Here is an 18,313-nt window from a genome sequence, read left to right as displayed (position 1 = left end):
TTATCGAAAAGATAGATAAGAGGGGTAATAGTCTAATAGAAAATATCGATAACAGGCGTAAAACCCTAAGTGTAATTAAATCGACAAAAATCGGGTGGTGCCTGTCACCTAGTATTATTCGACAAAAATCGGGTGGTGCCTGTCACCTGAAAGTCGCTTGAGAGTTCTTCAAAAACTATTGTAATATATCTAAAAATTTTTTATAATGCTAGAGAAAGACAAATGTATTTTTGGGGTGGATTCAAACAAGGCAATCCTCCACCGAGCTTAATAAGCAAGTTTAATAGAGCTACTATAAAAATCCAGTGGGGGAAAGATTATGAAAGAGCTTTTGAGAAAGTGGAATCAAGTTAGTCTGGTCAAACAAATTATTGTCGGTTTGATCATTGGGATCGGGCTTGCTGTAGCGATTCCGGAAATAGCAAAGCCAATTGTCATTTTTGGAACATTGTTTGTTGGTGCATTGAAGGCTGTTGCACCAGTGCTAGTCCTGTTCTTAGTTATGTCTGCAATTGCCCAGCATAAACAAGGGCATAAAACGAATATGAAATCGATTATCGTGCTCTATCTATTAGGAACGTTTTTAGCAGGTTTAGTTGCGGTAGTCGCTAGCTTTGTGTTCCCTGTCAGCATAACGCTGGCAAAGGGCGTTGAGGGAGTGACGGCTCCTGGCGGTGTTGTGGAGGTTCTAAAAACATTATTGCTTAACATTGTCGATAATCCAGTAAAAGCTATTTACAATGCTAACTATATTGGTATTTTAGCATGGGCAATCGTGCTCGGTTTTGCACTGAAAAATGCAGCTGATTCAACAAAAACAATGATTGCCAATGTTTCAGATGCCGTATCGAAAATGGTTACATGGGTCATCAAATTTGCTCCATTAGGCATCATGGGTCTTGTCTTTGAATCAATTACAACAAACGGACTTGAGTCATTACTAAGCTACGGAAAGCTTTTGGCGGTTCTAATTGGCTGTATGCTATTTGTGGCACTAGTTGTTAACCCAATCATGGTATATGCTATGATCGGCAAAAACCCATATCCACTCACTTTGAAATGTATTAGAGAAAGCGGAATTACGGCGTTCTTTACACGTAGCTCAGCTTCAAATATTCCGGTTAATATGAAATTATGTGAAAAACTAGGCTTGAACAAGGATGCTTATTCTGTATCCATTCCATTAGGGGCAACCATTAATATGGCAGGTGCCGCAGTAACAATTTCCGTTTTAACACTTGCAGCTGTTCATACACTCGGAATTGATGTTGATATCCCGACAGCATTGCTCCTAAGTGTGCTTTCAGCAGTTTGTGCATGTGGTGCATCTGGTGTTGCCGGCGGTTCACTCCTATTAATACCACTTGCATGTAGCTTATTTGGAATTCCTGATGATATAGCTATGCAAGTTGTAGGAGTAGGATTTATCATCGGTGTGTTACAAGACTCATTCGAAACCGCACTGAACTCTTCCACTGATGTACTTTTCACGGCTGCTGCAGAGTACAAGGAATGGCGTAAAGACGGAAAAGACATTAATATTCAAGAAGTAGCATAATTAAAATTTTTTCAAACTATTACTGAAATGCATCTTATTGTTAGTGAAGCTAACTAACAATAAGATGCATTTTTTATTATTTTTGGCTAAATATAACAAGGAGTATATTGTGAAGAATGAAATGTTCATTAAATTAATAATGATAGGTAATGAGCTTTTTGATTTCAGCATAAGAGGAGAGCAATAATCATGACAAATAACAAGGAACAAATGCGTAAGGAGAAGGACTTTCTAGGCGAAAAAGAAGTACCAGCCCATGCTTATTATGGAATCCAAACCCTTAGAGCAGTTGAAAATTTTCCTATTACTGGTTATCGAATTCATGAAGAGCTTATCAAAGCTGTAGTGATGGTGAAAAAAGCTGCTGCTATGGCGAACATGGAAATCAAGCATCTATATTCCGGAATCGGTGATGCGATTGTAAAGGCTGCTGACGAAATGATTGAAGGGAAATGGGTGGACCAGGTGATAGTTGATCCGATTCAAGGAGGAGCTGGAACCTCGCTAAACATGAATGTGAATGAAGTCCTAGCAAACCGAGCGATTGAACTGCAAGGTAAAGAAAAGGGCGATTACTATCATTGCAGTCCTAATACTCATGTGAATATGGCACAATCGACCAATGATGTTTTCCCAACCTCGATACATATTTCTGTTTTAAAACTACTTGAGAAATTGTTAGCAACGATGGAGGATATGCATCAGGTTTTTCTAGAAAAAGCTCAGGAATTTAATGCAGTCATAAAAATGGGGCGGACCCATCTTCAAGATGCAGTGCCGATTCGTCTTGGCCAAGAGTTCGAGGCGTATAGCAGAGTAATTAAGAGGGACATCAACAGAATTAACCTTTCTAGACAATACTTATTCGAAATCAATATGGGTGCAACAGCGGTAGGTACTGGATTAAATGCAGATCCCCGCTACATTAACTTAGTTGTTAAGCATCTTGCTGAAATAAGCGGGCTTCCTTTAAAGGGTGCTGAGCACCTGGTCGATGCCACGCAAAACACTGATGCTTACACAGAAGTATCAGCAGCACTTAAAGTATGTATGATTAATCTTTCAAAAATTGCTAATGATCTGCGCTTAATGGCGTCAGGACCTCGGGCGGGATTAGCTGAAATTAGTCTACCACCGCGGCAGCCTGGCTCATCCATCATGCCGGGTAAGGTGAACCCTGTTTTGCCGGAGTTAATGAATCAGGTGGCTTTCCAGGTAATTGGTAATGATCATACCATTTGTCTAGCTTCTGAGGCAGGCCAATTCGAATTGAATGTCATGGAACCTATTTTAGTATTTAATTTGCTTCAGTCAATCAGCATTATGAATAATGCGTTTCGGACCTTTACTGACCACTGTTTAAAAGGGATTAAGGCAAATGAAGCGCGGTTAAAGGAATATGTTGAAAAGAGCGTGGGAGTCATTACGGCGATTAATCCACATTTGGGTTATGATGCTGCGGCAAGGATTGCTCGTGAAGCGATATTAACCGGAGCATCAGTTCGTGAATTATGCTTAAAATATGATGTTTTAACAGAAGAGGAGTTGAATTTAATTTTGGATCCTTACGAAATGACGCATCCTGGCATCGCTGGTGCAGCGTTATTGGAGCGGGATTAAAGATAACAGGATTTCAGTATGAATTGTTTGAAATACTTGAGTATCTCGAAAAAACTTAATAGGCTGAAAACGGCATATGTTATTGACGAATACAATGGTCCTTGTTACTATTTATGTTATTCTAAAATAATAATAACCTTGTATAAGTTCAAGAATATGGCTTGAACGTTTCTACCTGGCTGCCGTAAATAGCCTGTCTACAAGGGGCAATTGAAGTATATTACTTTAAGATTATTGTCCTTTGCAGAACCTCCGGCAGCTTTGCTGGGGGTTTTTTTATTTCATAAAGAGACGAGGACGAGCATGAAGAATTATTTTCAATTTGCAGAACGTAACACAACTTTTAAGCGAGAAAGTATTGCTGGAATTACGACTTTTTTATCAATGGCTTATATTCTAGTGGTTAACCCGGTTATCCTTAGTCAAACTGGCATGGATAAAGGAGCAGTTTTTACGGCGACAGCATTGTCTGCGATTATTGGGTCCCTTTTAATCGGCTTAATTGCCAACTATCCGATTGGGATTGCACCAAGTATGGGGATAAACGCCTTTTTCACCTTTACTGTTTGTATGGGGATGAACATTCCTTGGGAAACGGCGTTAGCCGGCGTATTTATTGCCGGGGTCTTATTTATGATCTTAAGTCTTTTAAAGATTCGTGAAAAAATTATTAATATTATCCCTCAGGACTTAAAGCATGCGATTGCTGGAGGAATTGGTTTTTTCGTGGCGTTTATCGGATTAAAAAATGCAGGTATCGTTACAGGGAATGAAGCAACTTTTGTTGCTATTGGAAATTTGAAAGCAGCTCCTACAATTCTGGCAATCGTTGGTTTTATCATTACGATTATTCTTTTAAACAGAGGCGTAAAGGGCGGGATCTTTTATGGAATGGTAATCTCGACCATCATTGGCGTCTTTTTTGAAATTATTGAAACACCTAAAGCGATTGTCGGGAAAATACCTAGTCTCGAGCCAACCTTCGGAGTGGTTTTCAGTCATTTAGACGATATCTTTTCTCCCAAAATTTTAGCTGTCATTTTTACTTTCTTGTTTGTCGCCTTTTTTGATACGGCAGGGGCGTTAATTGCAGTAGCAAGTCAAGCTGGTCTGATGAAAAATAATGAAATTCCTAATGCCGGTAAAGCATTACTCGCTGATTCGATGTCGACGATTGCCGGTGCTATTTTGGGAACTTCAACAACTGCTTCTTTTGTTGAATCGTCGGCAGGAATTGCCGTTGGTGGTCGAACTGGCTTCACGTCACTTGTCATATCAGGCTGCTTTATAATATCTTTATTTTTTTCACCCTTATTATCCATTGTTACCCCTGAAGTAACGGCGCCTGCTCTTATCATTGTTGGAGCGCTGATGGCAACAGAAATTAGCCGTATCAACTGGAGTAATTTTTATATTGTTATCCCAAGCTTTGTGACGATTATTATGATGCCGCTAACTTACAGTGTCGCAACAGGAATCGCACTTGGTTTTATCTTATATCCAATCAGTATGATAGCGATGAATAAAACGAAGGAAGTTCATCCGATTATGTATGTTCTCTGTTTAACGTTTATCGGCTATTTTGTCTACGTCGTATAAAAGTGATGATTTAGGTAACAAACCCAGGTATACATTTGGGGGAGTTACCTTTTTTAATTTGACTTCAAAATAATCATCTAAGAATCTTTTCTACAAGCAGTGCAAATACTAAGCATGCTAAAAATTTATGCTTGGGAGATTGGATAATGGAGAAAACTCAAAAAGGAATGACTGCATGGCATTTATCAATGATGGCGTTAGGGAGCGTAATTGGAGGTTCCTTCTTCTTGGGTTCTTCTGTTGCGATTCGAGCTGCCGGTCCTGCCGTAATTTTATCTTATATTTTATCCGGTATATTGGTCTATTTTATTCTATATGCTTTGTCGGAGATGACGGTTGCCAATCCTACATCCGGCTCGTTTAGTACGTTTGCGGCAAGGGAGCTCGGTGAGGGCATGGGTTTCATTGTTGGGTGGCTGTATTGGACTGGAATTGTCTTAGCAGTATCCAGTGAAGCAGCGGCCATTACAATTTTAGTCCAGGAATGGGTTCCGAATATCTCGATTGGGCTTTTTGGAAGTATCATTATTATCGGTGTCACGCTTGTTAATTTACTTGGCGCAGAAAAGCTAGGAAAGCTTGAAAGTGCATTGTCCGGTGTGAAAATCTTAGCTATTATTGCCTTTATTATTGCGGCGATTGGGTTGATAGTAGGTGTGTTTCCGGGTGCTGGTGCGATTGGGACAGGTGAACTAGCTAGGGAACCTTTACTTCCGGGAGGTGTCAAAGGTGTTGCCGGAAGTATGCTACTCATTATTTTTGCCTATGCAGGCTTTGAAATTATTGGTCTAGCTGCTTCCGAGGCAAGAAACCCTCGCGAAACAATCCCTAAAGCAATTAGATATACTGTCATTTTATTGGTGGGGTTGTATGTAACGTATGCTGCTGTCTTGCTTCCGTTAATTCCTACCTCAGCATTGAATGAAAACATTAGCCCAATGGTTGCCTCCTTAAACCGGTGGGGAATCGGTTGGGCCGGTGAAGCGATTAATATTGTCTTGATTTTTGCGATATTATCAGCGATGCTGGCGGCGATTTTTGGTTTAGGAAGAATGATTAGGTCATTAACTGATGAGGGACATGCCCCTAAATGGCTGAAGGATGAAAATGAAGTACCGTACCGCGGGATTTTATTCTCGGGATTTGTCATGCTTGTGGGGTTAGGCTTTGGCTTGTTATTCCCAAGGGTGTATCTCGTGTTAATTTCAACAGGTGGATTTGCACTTCTATTTACTTACGCTGTAATAATGGCAAGTCATATTCGCTTCCGCAGCAGAAATGGCTGTCCACCTGATGGACATTGCCAAATGCCGGGATTTCCGTATACGTCCTGGATTGCTTTAATTTCTTTAATCATCGTGCTGATTTGTATGCCGTTTATCCCAGGACAGGAAATTGGACTTATCTCTGGTATTGTCATGGTGCTTTTCTTTGCTGGAGTGTATTATTTTATGACCCTGTTCAAACGATCGCGCGTCTCACTTCCGGCAGCTGAACAAAGAAACATGATGCGAAGTTCCAAACCGAGTTATATGACGGAATTAGCTGAGGAACTGGATGCGTTAGTAAATAATGATAATAAAAATAAAGAATGAAGTAGAGGCTGGTCTAAATTGTGGACTAGCCTAATATATCTATTATTACCAAAACGAGGGAGTTGACAGATATATCTTGTTATTCTAAAATATTAATAATATCAATTGAATATGACCTCACTTTTTCTTGTGAGGTAGAGGCGCGGTATTTAACAGTCTGTAGTGGAGCTTGAGGAGCGACGATACTACGGAGAAGGAAATGTCGCCGAAGCTTGTAATATTCTCAGTATTGCTTGCTGGGCCTGCAGTTAAGAACTGTAGGACTGTCTCAATAAACTGCCCGGTTTGTTGAGGTGTGCTATCTCCTAAAAGGGATTGTTGAGGGATTCTTGGCCTACTGACTATTGTCTACAAGGACCTGAGTTCATCTCAGGTCCTTTTTTGTTACAAAAAATAAAATGTAGGCAATCAAATGAATTACATTGAAATACTATTAATCTATTTAAATGGGGGAATTTATGATGAAAAGAAGACTAGTATTATTTTTAACAGTAGTACTTGCAGGGATGCTGCTACTAACTGGGTGCGGAGACAGTGGTAACGCAAATGATTCTAAAGAATCAAGCGGAAAAGATGATAATACCTTCAAGGTTGGTTTAGAAGCTGGCTATGCTCCATTCAACTGGACACAAAATGGAGATAAAAACGGTGGCGTGAAAATTGATGGAGCAGCGGAATATGCAGGTGGCTACGATGTTGAAATCGCCAAGAGAATTGCTGAAGGTTTAGGCAAAGAATTAGTCATCGTCAAAACAGAATGGGATGGACTTGTTCCGGCTCTAACTTCTGGAAAAATTGACGCGATTATTGCGGGTATGTCACCAACTGCAGAACGTAAAAAGACAATCGATTTCACTGATAACTACTATAAATCCGATTTGGTGATGGTTGTTAAAAAGGGCGGAAAATATGAAAATGCTAAAAAGTTAGCTGATTTTAATGGCGCAAAAATCACTGCACAATTGAATACCTTCCACTACTCAGTAATTGGTCAAATTACTGGTGTCCAAAAACAACCGGCAATGGATAACTTCCCAGCAATGCGTGTGGCGCTTGAGTCTGGAGTAATTGATGGATATGTGTCAGAGCGACCAGAAGGAGTAAGTGCATCCTCTGCAAATGATAACTTTGTCATGGTTGAATTTGAAGATGGCTTTGAAACCTCTGATGATGATACTGCAATCGCCGTAGGAATTGCTAAAAACAGCGATTTAACGAAGAAGATTAATGAGATTCTGGCAGGGATTTCAGAAGAAGAACGCCAAGAAATCATGGACAATGCTATTAAAAATCAACCAGCAGCTAAATAATAATACGAGCGAAACCGGGTGCAAAAGAACGCATTCGGTTTCGTAATTATAGGAGGAAAAAATGAGCTTTGAGTGGGTAGTACAAATTGTCTCGGAAAACTGGCCAATGTTTTTACGCGGTGCTGGTGTTACATTGTTAATTTCGATAATTGGAACGATTATCGGATCGCTAATTGGTTTATTGATTGGAATGATTCGTACGATTCCAAGCCCTGAACGTGGACCGAAGAAAATCCTGTTAAAAGTGGTTAATGCTATTTTATCTATTTATATTGAATTTTTCCGGGGTACACCAATGATCGTTCAAGCAATGGTCATTTATTATGGTTCGGCGTTAGCGTTTGGGGTTGATATGGATCGTTTATATGCAGCGGTGTTCATTGTTTCTATTAACACGGGGGCTTACATGTCAGAAATTGTTCGTGGTGGGATTGTCTCAATCGATAAGGGACAATTTGAAGCTGCCCAAGCGATTGGAATGACTCACTTTCAAACGATGTATAACGTCGTACTTCCGCAGGTTATTAGAAATATTTTACCGGCAACTGGGAATGAATTTGTTATTAACATTAAAGATACGTCAGTTCTTAACGTGATTTCTGTTTCTGAATTATTCTTCCAAACGAAATCGATTGCTGGGAACAATTTTAGATATTTTGAATCGTTCTTTGTGGCGTGTGTGCTGTATTTTGTCATGACCTTCACAGTTACGAGAATTTTACGATGGATTGAAAGAAAGATTGATGGTCCTGAGGATTATATTTTGATGGCGAATCAAATGCAAGTGGAAACGCCTGAGGATATGGCGCGGCGTGCGCAAAATCATAATGGAAACCGATAGTAAAGGAGGGATTGCGAGTTGGAAAAAGTAATTGAGATTCAGCATTTGAACAAGGCATTTGGTTCGCATGAAGTATTAAAGGATATAAATTTCTCCGTAAATAAGGGCGAAGTGGTTTGTATCATCGGTTCATCTGGTTCAGGAAAATCAACCTTACTCCGTTGTGTCAATCTCCTTGAAAAGCCAAGTGGCGGTCAAATTATATATCATGGGGAAGATATTTTAGACGATAAGCATGATGTTTACGAATACCGTAAAAATCTAGGAATGGTGTTCCAGCACTTTAATCTTTTTAATAACCACAATGTCTTAAATAATTGTGTCGTTGGACAAATAAAAGTATTGAAGCGCTCGAAGCAGGATGCCGAAAAAGTGGCAATGAAATATTTAACATTGGTGGGAATGGAGCGATTTGTTAACGCTAAGCCGAAGCAGTTATCGGGTGGACAAAAGCAGCGGGTGGCAATAGCTAGAGCTTTGTCGATGGAGCCTGATGTCATGCTATTTGATGAACCGACCTCAGCGCTTGATCCGGAAATGGTCGGAGAGGTTCTAAAGGTTATGAAGGACTTAGCTCAATCGGGCTTAACGATGCTCATCGTTACCCATGAAATGGAATTTGCCCGTGAAGTCTCAGACCGTGTCGTGTTCATGGACAAAGGTGTCATTGCCGAAGAAGGTCCTCCAGAACAGATTTTTAACAACCCTACTGAGGAACGGACAAGAGAGTTTTTGAAGCGGACATTAAAAGCATAGAAGTTTACCAAGGGGGTTATCCATTAAAATGGGTAACTCTTTTTTTTACGATGGGTGTGAGGGCGGATGACCCGGTAGAGGTCGCTATGGAACAAAAACAAGAAGAAATTAGCTAGAAGTGTCCCATAGAGATACTCTATGTGCCAAAACGAAAGGGAAATTGGCTGGAATCGTCCCATAGAGAGTCTTTATGAGCCAAAACGAAAGGAAAATTGACTAGAATCGTCCCATAGAGTTGCCCTATGAGCCAAAACGAAAGGGAAATTGGTTGGAAGTGTCCCATAGAGATACTCTATGTGCCAAAACGAAAGGGAAATTGGCTGGAATCGTCCCATAGAGAGTCTTTATGAGCCAAAACGAAAGGAAAATTAGCTAGAAGTGTCCCGTAGAGATGCCCTATGAGCCAAAACGAAAGGGAAATTGGTTGGAAGTGTCCCATAGAGATGCTCTATGAGCCAAAACGAAAGGGAAATTGGTTGGAAGTGTCCCATAGAGTTGCCCTATGAGCCAAAACGAAAGGGAAATTGGTTGGAAGTGTCCCATAGAGTTGCCTTATGAGCCAAGAGGAAAGGGAAATTGGCTAGAAGTGTCCCATAGAGATGCCTTATGAGCCAAAAGGAAAGGGAAATTGACTAGAATTGTCCCATAGAGATGCCTTATGAGCCAAAACACTATGAAAAATTTCACTAAGTGTCTTATAGAGTTGCAGTATGGGACAATGCACTATGAGGATAAGCAAAAAGTGTCTTTTAGAGAAGGTTTCTAGAGTTTACTTACACCTTGCGCCCTACATATCTTTTCATAAAAATGTAATATAATAGAAGCTTAGGAATACGTAATAGTATAAAGACGAGAAAACGAAACAATGAGGGATTTCTTATGAAAGAGGAGTTAATGATAAAAAATGAAACAAGCTATATAGTCGCAGAGCAGAAGGCTGCTCATTATTTCCAATGTCTGAAGGAACAGGTTATGCAAAAATCCTATATTCAGACCTTAACAAAAGATATCCACTCATGGAAACACAGCCATCTCCAAAAAATTCCTTTAATGTCCTTATTATCAAAAGGGATAGGGGAAGCAAATTCTGATGATTATCAGCTTTATATACAGTGGCTTAATTATCGGGGGAAATTGGATAGCTATCTAGAACGAAGTATAGCTTACTTATTTATGCGAGACCTTGGGAAGGAATTGAATTCACCTGAAACCCAAGCACGCGTCAGTCAGGTAGCAGCATATTTGAAGAAGCAACTGACACAACCTCAAAATAAAGAAAATCGCATCCTAAAAGAACCCTTCAGCATGGTGTCCATGTACCGGAAAGCACAACAGGACGGCGTTGAATTATCCTTTAATTGGTTAATGGGTAAATTAAAGACGGTATCTATGCAAATTCCCGAGGGATTGGATCCCGTCCATGCACAGCGGAAGTTGATAAAAATCATTGGCGGTGTTTACATTCATGCCGTTGAAGAAATGGACCCTCAATTAACGCCAGAACAGCGGGCAAGAAAGCTTGATGAGGCGGTTCGGCTTGGATATTGCTATGGTTTGACCTACCCCTTCATAGATGACCTATTAGATTCCCAAGTATTAACAAATGATGAAAAGCCACAGTACTCTGCGATGATTCGTTCGGCTTTAACAACGCGTATTGTGCCTGCATTGGCTGACTGGCCAGGCTTAAATGCAGACTTACTTGGCTTTATCCATCGTGAGCTGCAGCAAGCTTTTGAATATATAAAATCTCATCTGCAAGAAGTTCAATTGGATTCATTTTTCGAACAAGCCTATGTGTTCTTTCAAGCTCAGGAATTTGATCGCAACAAGAATTTAGCTAATCCGAACTATAGCGATGAAGAGCTGTATGTACCAATCATATTAAAATCGTCAGCGTCTAGATTAATTGCTCGTTCTGTACTAAGTGCCCCAGAGGATAAGGGGTTTGAGCAGCGAACCTTTGCGTATGGAATATATAATCAACTTGCTGATGATTTCACGGATATGTTTAATGACCTGGAGGCCGGAGCTGTTACACCATTTACCTACTATATTACACATCATGAAACCCGCTCCGATTTAATCAATCCATATGAATTATATTGGACCGTTATCTCCTATTTAATCCACCATGTTTACCAATCAGATTCCAAGGTTCGTGAGGTTATTTTAGCTCGGGCAATCAATGGATTGAAGCGGTTTAAAGAACGGAATGGAACCGAGAAGTATCAGGAAGTGATGGAGCTATTTTTCTCGGGAAGCCCAAGCTTTCGCAAGCTAGTCCAAACCATGGTAAATAAGGCTGTCGATATTGATTTCTTTGACAAATTGCTCCGAGACCACATGATTACGATTTTACAAAGAGAGCGTACAGAGCAGGAGCAATTTTTTGATAAAATAAAGACCGTTCGAGCTCAGATTAATCATTTGTTAAAAATCGAGCAAAATGGGGCTGATGCCTTGCTTGCGGAGCCAATTATCGATGCGGCAAATTATAGTCTTGAGAGTGACGGGAAACGGTTAAGGCCGATCATGACTTGGGTAATCGGGGTGGAGGAATATGGACTAAATGAATCTGCCATCATTCCGCTATTGAAATCATTAGAGTACATGCATACAGCGTCACTGGTCTTTGATGATTTGCCAGCACAGGATAATGCTTCAATTCGGCGTGGGCGACCAACCCTTCACAAAGTTTACAATACGGCGATAGCTGAATTAACAGGTTTATTTTTAACGCAAAAGGCTGTTGAGGAGCAGGCCGAACTGCAGGGCTTTGCCGCTGAAACGGTGCTGAAATTAATACATTATTCTGCTCATACTGTAGGCGATATGTGTCGTGGCCAAGCAATGGACCTCTATTCAAAGGGGAAGTGGTTGACGGTTGATCAGCTGAATGAGATGTGCTTTTATAAAACCGGAATTGCCTTTGAGGCCTCATTAGTCATGCCGGCTATTCTCGCAGGCGTAGAGTCGGCTGAGCTTAATGCTTTGAAAACTTTTGCCCGTCACGCAGGAATCGCCTTTCAAATTAAGGATGATTTACTCGATGTTGAAGGGGAACTCAGTCAGTTAGGGAAACCTATAGGTAACGATGCGGCAAACAATCAGTCGACTTTTGTGTCGATTCTCGGTGTGGATGATGCCAAAAAAGCTATGTGGGAGCATTATTGTTTAGCCATTGAAACGTTGGAGAGTGTGCCGAGAAATACTACGTTTTTTAAGCATTTAATGAATTACATTGTGAATCGAGATCATTAGAGTTATTTTTTGGGGGGCAGGTGAGGTTTGCTACGTCAGTCCATTAAACATGTGCACTTAGAGAAAATTGAGTTTCTCTAGGTGCTTTTTTTGTGTTCATATCTATTAGCTTTTTGTGCTCAAGTCGAAGCGATCAAAGGACGGAACGGTCACGTAGCCGAGCTCTATGTGCCCAAACTGTAGCGACAAACCTCGAAAAGGTCACGTAAACGAGCTCTACGTGCCCAAATTGAGTCGCCAAACAAAAAAACGGTCACGTAGCCAAGCTCTACGTGCCCAAATTGAGTCGCCAAACAACAAACCGGTCACATAGCCGCTCTCTACGTGCCCAAATCGAAGTGAAAAACCCCGGACCGGTCACGTAGCCGCTCTCTATGTGCCCAAATCGAAGCGAAAAACCCCGGACCAGTCACGTAGCCGCTCTCTATGTGCCCAAATCGAAGCGAAAAACCCCGGACCGGTCACGTAGCCGCTCTCTATGTGCCCAAACCGAAGCGCCAAACACCAAACCGGTCACGTAGCCGCTCTCTATGTGCCCAAATCGAAGCGAAAAACCCCGGACCGGTCACGTAGCCGCTCTCTATGTACCCAAATCGAAGCGAAAAACCCCGGACCGGTCACGTAGCCGCTCTTTATGTGCCCAAATCGAAGTGAAAAACCCCGGACCGGTCACGTAGCCGCTCTCTATGTGCCCAAATCGAAGCGATAAACACCGAAATGGTCACGTAGCCGCTCTCTATGTGCCCAAATCGAAGCGAAAAACCCCGGACCGGTCACGTAGCCGCTCTCTATGTGCCCAAAACGAAGCGAAAAACCCCGGACCGGTCACGTAGCCGCTCTCTACGTGCCCAAATCGAAGCGAAAAACCCCAGACTGGTCACGTAGCCGCTCTCTATGTGCCCAAACCAAAGCGCCAAACACAAAACGGTCACATAAAAGAAGTTTGAATAACAGCATCTATAAATATTTCCTAAGGGAATAATAAGCAAGCTCAAACAGAAACTAAAATTGCTACAGAGATTCAGTTCGTTAATAAGGTTTTGATAGTGAAAACCTGTTACAATCAAGACAAATGGCGAAAAGGGGATAGTATGATCAAAAAGCAATTAGTAGTGGAGCAAGGCTGGAACTTTGATAACAGCTATGCCAAGCTCCCCAATACATTTTATACAAGTCTTAATCCGACACAAGTAGCTTCTCCAAAGCTGGTGATTTTCAACGATGCATTAGCAGCAGAACTAGGATTAAACCAACAAGAGTTGGAGGGAAAGGTCGGAGCGGAAATTTTTGCTGGAAACATCATTCCCGAAGGTGCTGCTCCGCTTGCTCAAGCATACGCTGGCCACCAATTTGGCCATTTTACACGATTAGGTGACGGGCGGGCACATTTACTTGGCGAACATATCTCGCCTTCGGGGAAACGATACGATATTCAGTTGAAAGGCTCAGGAAGGACACCTTACTCACGTGGGGGTGACGGTCGCGCCGTCCTAGGTCCAATGCTTCGCGAATACATCATAAGTGAAGCGATGCATGCGCTCGGAATTCCGACTACCCGTAGTTTGGCGGTCGTTACCACCGGCGAGGAAGTGATTCGTGAAACAATCTTACCTGGTGCCGTATTAACTCGGGTTGCAGCGAGTCACATCCGTGTAGGCACTTTTCAATATGCAGCGGCTTGGTGCTCTGAAGATGAACTACGCAAACTTGCGGATTATACAATCCAGCGTCACTATCCAGAGCTTGAAGGTGAATCGGAGTCAAACCGATATCGGCGCCTGCTTCAGACGGTTATTCAACGCCAAGCGGAGTTAATCGCCAAATGGATGCAGATTGGATTTATCCATGGTGTGATGAACACTGATAATATGACAATAAGCGGTGAAACAATAGATTATGGACCGTGCGCTTTCATGGATATTTATGATCCTGCTACTGTGTTTAGTTCAATTGACCGTGATGGGCGATACGCTTATGGGAATCAGCCATATATTGGTGGATGGAACCTCGCCAGGTTTGCTGAAACATTGTTGCCGTTATTACATGCTGATGAAAATAAAGCGGTGGAAATCGCACAGGATGAGATTTCAAAGTTCAATGAGCTATTTAGTCAAAATTGGACAAAGGGTATGCGAGCAAAATTAGGCTTATATAGAGAAGAAACTGGGGATGAGGCACTAATTGAAGGCATCCTTAGCCTAATGAAAAAGCATCGTGCCGACTTTACCAATACGTTTCGCTCGTTAACTTATAATCTGCAGAGTGAAGCGATGTTTGGCAGTTCAGATTTTGGCAAATGGCATGAACAATGGCAAACGAGATTGGAGAAGCAACAGGAATCAAAACAGGATGTACAGCGGTTGATGCGAAGCGTAAATCCGGTCGTCATCCCTCGCAACCACCGAGTTGAGGAGGCATTAGAGGCTGCAACGAATGGTGATTACAATGTGATGATGAAACTGTTGAATGTTTTGACTCGACCTTATGAGTACATCGCCAATCATGATGAATATTGCCAATTGCCCGCACCGTCAGCACGACCTTATCAAACGTTTTGTGGTACTTAATCATGTCCGTGAGCACCTTTTAATTTAGGTGCTTTTTTATGCATGAACATTTTATAATTATTATTTTTTAAAAAATATTAAAATAGAACTATGCAATAAGAATGGCTATGAGTATAAAATCAACAAACTGAGGAGGAATGGTCATTGGAAATTGGAATTAGTACGTTCGTAGAAACAACACCTGATGTTAAGACAGGCAAGGTCATCAGTCATGCTGAGCGCTTGCGTGAAGTAGTTGAAGAAATTATCTTGGCAGATAAAGTGGGATTAGATATTTTCGGTGTTGGGGAGCATCATCGTGAGGATTTTGCAGCTTCCAATCCAGCAATCGTTCTCGCAGCAGCTGCACCGCAAACACAACGAATTCGCTTAACTAGTGCGGTTACCGTGTTGTCTTCAGCGGACCCTGTCAGAGTGTTCCAGGATTTTGCCTCGCTTGATGGGATTTCAAATGGAAGAGCAGAAATAATGGCAGGAAGGGGCTCCTTTATCGAATCATTTCCGTTGTTTGCTATGATTTAAAGGATTATGATGAGCTATTTGAAGAAAAGCTAGAGCTATTGTTGAAGCTACAGGAGTCTGAGGTCGTTTCCTGGCGTGGCGGACACCGTCCACCGATTCATAACCGGGGTGTTTATCCTCGGCCAGTTCAAGATCCATTGCCAATTTGGATTGGCAGTGGCGGTAACAGTGAATCGGTCGTTAGGGCTGGATTGCTAGGACTTCCGTTGGTATTGGCTATCATTGGTGGCAGTCCGGTTCGCTTTGCTCCTTTGGTTAAACTTTATTATCGTGCCGCGGAGAAGGCAGGACATGATATTACGAAATTAAAGGTTGCGTCACATTCCCATGGTTTTGTCGCAGAAGATAATGAGACGGCTGCTGATAAATTTTTCCCATCCACTCAGTATGTTATGAATGTGCTAGGTCGGGAACGTGGTTGGGGCCATTATGATCGATCGAGCTTTGATGCAGCGCGCAGTTTTGATGGTGCTTTATATGTAGGTGATCCGCAAACCGTTGCAGCAAAAATCATCCATCTTCGCAAGGAAGTGGGGATCACAAGATTTATGCTTCACGTGCCAGTCGGATCAATGCCTCATGCGGAAGTCATGCGGGCGATTGAACTATTAGGAACCGAGGTAGCCCCAATTGTCAGGGAAGAAGTGGGGAAATGGGAAGCTGAGCAATGATTGAAGGGGTTAATTCATAGGGACAATCTCCCTGTAAAAATCCGGAAAAGTGTCCCTGTGGATTCATAAGGACACTTTTCTTTAAAAATAAAGCAGAAGTGTCCTTATAAAAGCTTCATACGGACAAAACATCTCGAAAATTCCCCTGAATTGTCCCTTATATTCTAAAAAAATGTTAATCACGAATCCGCCTTATTAATAAAGACGAAAATACCACAATCCACAAACAGCCAATTACCATTGAAATCCTCTCGAATAAGCCACCAGGTCCGCCAACAAAAGTCTCAGTAAAGTCCAAAACCACAAAACCAACACATATTATAATACTCAAAAGGATGAGAGACCCAGAAATAATCGAATAAACCGAAAACCACTTGGAAAACCGAAAAGCCATCACAAAACAGGTAGCGATTAACGCCTCAAACATCACAAAGCTGCTAATGAAATGAAAAATGCCTATTAATGAGAGATGAGCCTGAGTTTCTGGAGGATAATCCAACATAGGGTCAATGACAAAGACACCACATAATAATAATCCAATTCCTAGTAATAAGATTAGTCTTGGTCCCCAACTAGTACGTTTACCACGTAAGCATTTTCTTGCTAAGATTCCTAAAAAAGTAATATTAATCCCCATAACAATTAGATTAACAATTCCAATCCAGCCTCGTTCACCCAGGCTCAAATGACTAATCCAATGATAGTATGGATCATAGTCTGGTCGAGTTGCTCCATCAATTAAAAACACAGTTACAAAGAATATTGGACTTAAGATTCCGCAAATAAAAATAGCGGGAGCTAAAGTGCTGGATTTCATTAATACCACCCAGACCGTTTTTATCTTACCTTTCCCGGATATTCTCGATTCGATTCATTAACCTCGTGTTTCCAATTGAAACCAAAAGGATTATGGATGTATCACAACAGGCGTACCATTCGGAACAATTGAAGCCAATTCCTCAACATCTTTGTTATACATACGGATACATCCCTTCGAAACAGCCTTGCCAATTGAACTTGGATCATTGGTTCCGTGAATTCCGTAGCTTTCTTTTGATAAACTTAGCCACATTGTTCCGTAAGGTCCACCTGGATTTGGGGCTCTATTTACGATGATAAAATTCCCTGTCGGAGTGTTATGGAGCATTCGCCCGACCGCTATAGGATATTGTTTTTGTAGCACGCCATTCCTAAATAATTTAAGCCATCGTTGATTAACGGAAACTTCAATTCGATATGGGATAGAGTTTATTGGTGGGAAGCCTGGAATCTCAATTTGCTGACCAGGGTAGAGGGAATTTGGATTTATTGAAGGATTGGCTCTTATTATTTCAGACAGCGGTGTCCGGTAATCTCTTGAGATCTGATAAAGTGTTTCACCTGTCTTAACTATATGAATCAATGAAAACACCTCCATTGATTTTATTTGATATGTTCATTTTATAAAAATCAACAAGAGAAGGTGCAAAGCTATAATTAGGTCAATGTTTTGAAATCCCAATCGAAGGGCAAGAGTTTGTTTCCATAAACGGTGGTCCACAATAATGAAAAAAGGATAAAAGGAAATGTATGATTTCAACATTTCCCTTTATCCTTTTTATATTTCGCTTAAAGCACTTTCAGGATCGTGAAAACCGTGATAATCTTCGCCCTCAGGTTCATCTGTTTCAATAGTCCAGTCAGCCTGAGCAGGTGCCAATTCACCGTTATGATTTTTTAAAAAGGGAGCATGAATGTGATAAGTTCTGCCTGCCTTTTTGGCTGTAAATCCAATAAAATACTGATTACCAGGTCCCTCCTCCTCATATATTCCAATGTCATCTAATCCGAACTTATTAATGTAAGTTTGGAAGGATTGCTGCAAATCGGTGATAATTTCTTCCCTCGATAGAAATTGCATCCACTTCACTCCTCAAGTATTCAATCATACCCATTAATATGGCTATTTTTCATAAAAATAATCGCTATGAAATCGGAGGGCAAAGCAAAGACTATACTAAGCAAAGAATA

General features: G+C 41.3%; 12 protein-coding genes, 1 pseudogene and 2 riboswitches. Of the genes and pseudogenes, 10 read left to right on the top strand and 3 right to left on the bottom strand.

From position 1 onward, the window contains the following. Window positions 1-319: 319 nt before the first annotated feature. From sstT to FXW34_RS08040, 10 genes and pseudogenes are all read left to right on the top strand, one after another. Entirely contained in the window at window positions 320-1,558 is a 1,239-nt protein-coding gene (gene sstT / locus FXW34_RS08085; protein ID WP_147533468.1) for a serine/threonine transporter SstT, read from the top strand. Window positions 1,559-1,747: 189 nt separating this feature from the next. Next, a complete protein-coding gene (aspA, locus tag FXW34_RS08080; protein ID WP_147533467.1) occupies window positions 1,748-3,178 on the top strand; it encodes an aspartate ammonia-lyase in 1,431 nt (476 codons plus the stop codon). A gap of 118 nt (window positions 3,179-3,296) precedes the next feature. Beyond that, window positions 3,297-3,398, top strand: a riboswitch (purine riboswitch). Between the two features lie 83 nt (window positions 3,399-3,481). Then, the gene (locus FXW34_RS08075) at window positions 3,482-4,777 is read left to right on the top strand and encodes an NCS2 family permease (RefSeq protein WP_147533466.1); all 1,296 of its coding nucleotides are present in this window, start codon (window positions 3,482-3,484) and stop codon (window positions 4,775-4,777) included. A gap of 146 nt (window positions 4,778-4,923) precedes the next feature. Beyond that, complete coding sequence (locus FXW34_RS08070; RefSeq protein WP_147533465.1) at window positions 4,924-6,372, top strand: amino acid permease; 1,449 nt, start codon at window positions 4,924-4,926, stop codon at window positions 6,370-6,372. A gap of 127 nt (window positions 6,373-6,499) precedes the next feature. Beyond that, a riboswitch (Lysine riboswitch) is annotated at window positions 6,500-6,681 on the top strand. A gap of 152 nt (window positions 6,682-6,833) precedes the next feature. Then, entirely contained in the window at window positions 6,834-7,682 is an 849-nt protein-coding gene (locus FXW34_RS08065; RefSeq protein WP_147533464.1) for a transporter substrate-binding domain-containing protein, read from the top strand. A 61-nt stretch (window positions 7,683-7,743) separates the two neighbouring features. Next, window positions 7,744-8,523, top strand: coding sequence for an amino acid ABC transporter permease (locus FXW34_RS08060; RefSeq protein WP_147533463.1), 780 nt, complete (start codon window positions 7,744-7,746; stop codon window positions 8,521-8,523). Between the two features lie 18 nt (window positions 8,524-8,541). Further along, window positions 8,542-9,279, top strand: a complete 738-nt coding sequence (locus FXW34_RS08055) for an amino acid ABC transporter ATP-binding protein (protein ID WP_147533462.1) — start codon at window positions 8,542-8,544, stop codon at window positions 9,277-9,279. An 879-nt stretch (window positions 9,280-10,158) separates the two neighbouring features. After that, complete coding sequence (locus tag FXW34_RS08050; protein WP_147533461.1) at window positions 10,159-12,543, top strand: polyprenyl synthetase family protein; 2,385 nt, start codon at window positions 10,159-10,161, stop codon at window positions 12,541-12,543. Window positions 12,544-13,634: 1,091 nt separating this feature from the next. Further along, window positions 13,635-15,110, top strand: a complete 1,476-nt coding sequence (locus FXW34_RS08045; protein ID WP_147533460.1) for a protein adenylyltransferase SelO — start codon at window positions 13,635-13,637, stop codon at window positions 15,108-15,110. Between the two features lie 144 nt (window positions 15,111-15,254). Beyond that, window positions 15,255-16,303 (top strand): annotated as a pseudogene (locus tag FXW34_RS08040) (LLM class flavin-dependent oxidoreductase). Window positions 16,304-16,478: 175 nt separating this feature from the next. Here the strand turns inward: FXW34_RS08040 and FXW34_RS08035 are convergent. The 3 genes from FXW34_RS08035 to FXW34_RS08025 form a co-directional block, all read right to left on the bottom strand. Continuing rightward, window positions 16,479-17,120: a DUF998 domain-containing protein gene (locus tag FXW34_RS08035; protein ID WP_147533459.1), complete on the bottom strand. Its 642-nt coding sequence runs from the start codon at window positions 17,118-17,120 to the stop codon at window positions 16,479-16,481. Between the two features lie 90 nt (window positions 17,121-17,210). Beyond that, complete coding sequence (locus tag FXW34_RS08030; RefSeq protein WP_147533458.1) at window positions 17,211-17,705, bottom strand: L,D-transpeptidase family protein; 495 nt, start codon at window positions 17,703-17,705, stop codon at window positions 17,211-17,213. A gap of 195 nt (window positions 17,706-17,900) precedes the next feature. Next, entirely contained in the window at window positions 17,901-18,203 is a 303-nt protein-coding gene (locus FXW34_RS08025) for a DUF5634 family protein (protein ID WP_147533457.1), read from the bottom strand. Window positions 18,204-18,313: the final 110 nt, after the last annotated feature.

Source organism: Bacillus marasmi, from assembly GCF_902168435.1.
GTDB lineage: Bacteria > Bacillota > Bacilli > Bacillales > Cytobacillaceae > Bacillus_BU > Bacillus_BU marasmi.
The sequence above is the reverse complement of the archived record's forward strand: the minus strand, read 5'-3'. Positions and strand labels throughout refer to the sequence as shown.

What these genes read in the sequence shown, in the direction of transcription:
- sstT (WP_147533468.1), top strand. Translation starts at nt 320, where the DNA reads ATGAAAGAGCTTTTGAGAAAGTGGAATCAAGTTAGTCTGGTCAAACAA.
- aspA (WP_147533467.1), top strand. Translation starts at nt 1,748, where the DNA reads ATGACAAATAACAAGGAACAAATGCGTAAGGAGAAGGACTTTCTAGGC.
- FXW34_RS08075 (WP_147533466.1), top strand. Translation starts at nt 3,482, where the DNA reads ATGAAGAATTATTTTCAATTTGCAGAACGTAACACAACTTTTAAGCGA.
- FXW34_RS08070 (WP_147533465.1), top strand. Translation starts at nt 4,924, where the DNA reads ATGGAGAAAACTCAAAAAGGAATGACTGCATGGCATTTATCAATGATG.
- FXW34_RS08065 (WP_147533464.1), top strand. Translation starts at nt 6,834, where the DNA reads ATGAAAAGAAGACTAGTATTATTTTTAACAGTAGTACTTGCAGGGATG.
- FXW34_RS08060 (WP_147533463.1), top strand. Translation starts at nt 7,744, where the DNA reads ATGAGCTTTGAGTGGGTAGTACAAATTGTCTCGGAAAACTGGCCAATG.
- FXW34_RS08050 (WP_147533461.1), top strand. Translation starts at nt 10,159, where the DNA reads ATGAAAGAGGAGTTAATGATAAAAAATGAAACAAGCTATATAGTCGCA.
- FXW34_RS08045 (WP_147533460.1), top strand. Translation starts at nt 13,635, where the DNA reads ATGATCAAAAAGCAATTAGTAGTGGAGCAAGGCTGGAACTTTGATAAC.
- FXW34_RS08035 (WP_147533459.1), bottom strand. Translation starts at nt 17,120, where the DNA reads ATGAAATCCAGCACTTTAGCTCCCGCTATTTTTATTTGCGGAATCTTA.
- FXW34_RS08025 (WP_147533457.1), bottom strand. Translation starts at nt 18,203, where the DNA reads ATGCAATTTCTATCGAGGGAAGAAATTATCACCGATTTGCAGCAATCC.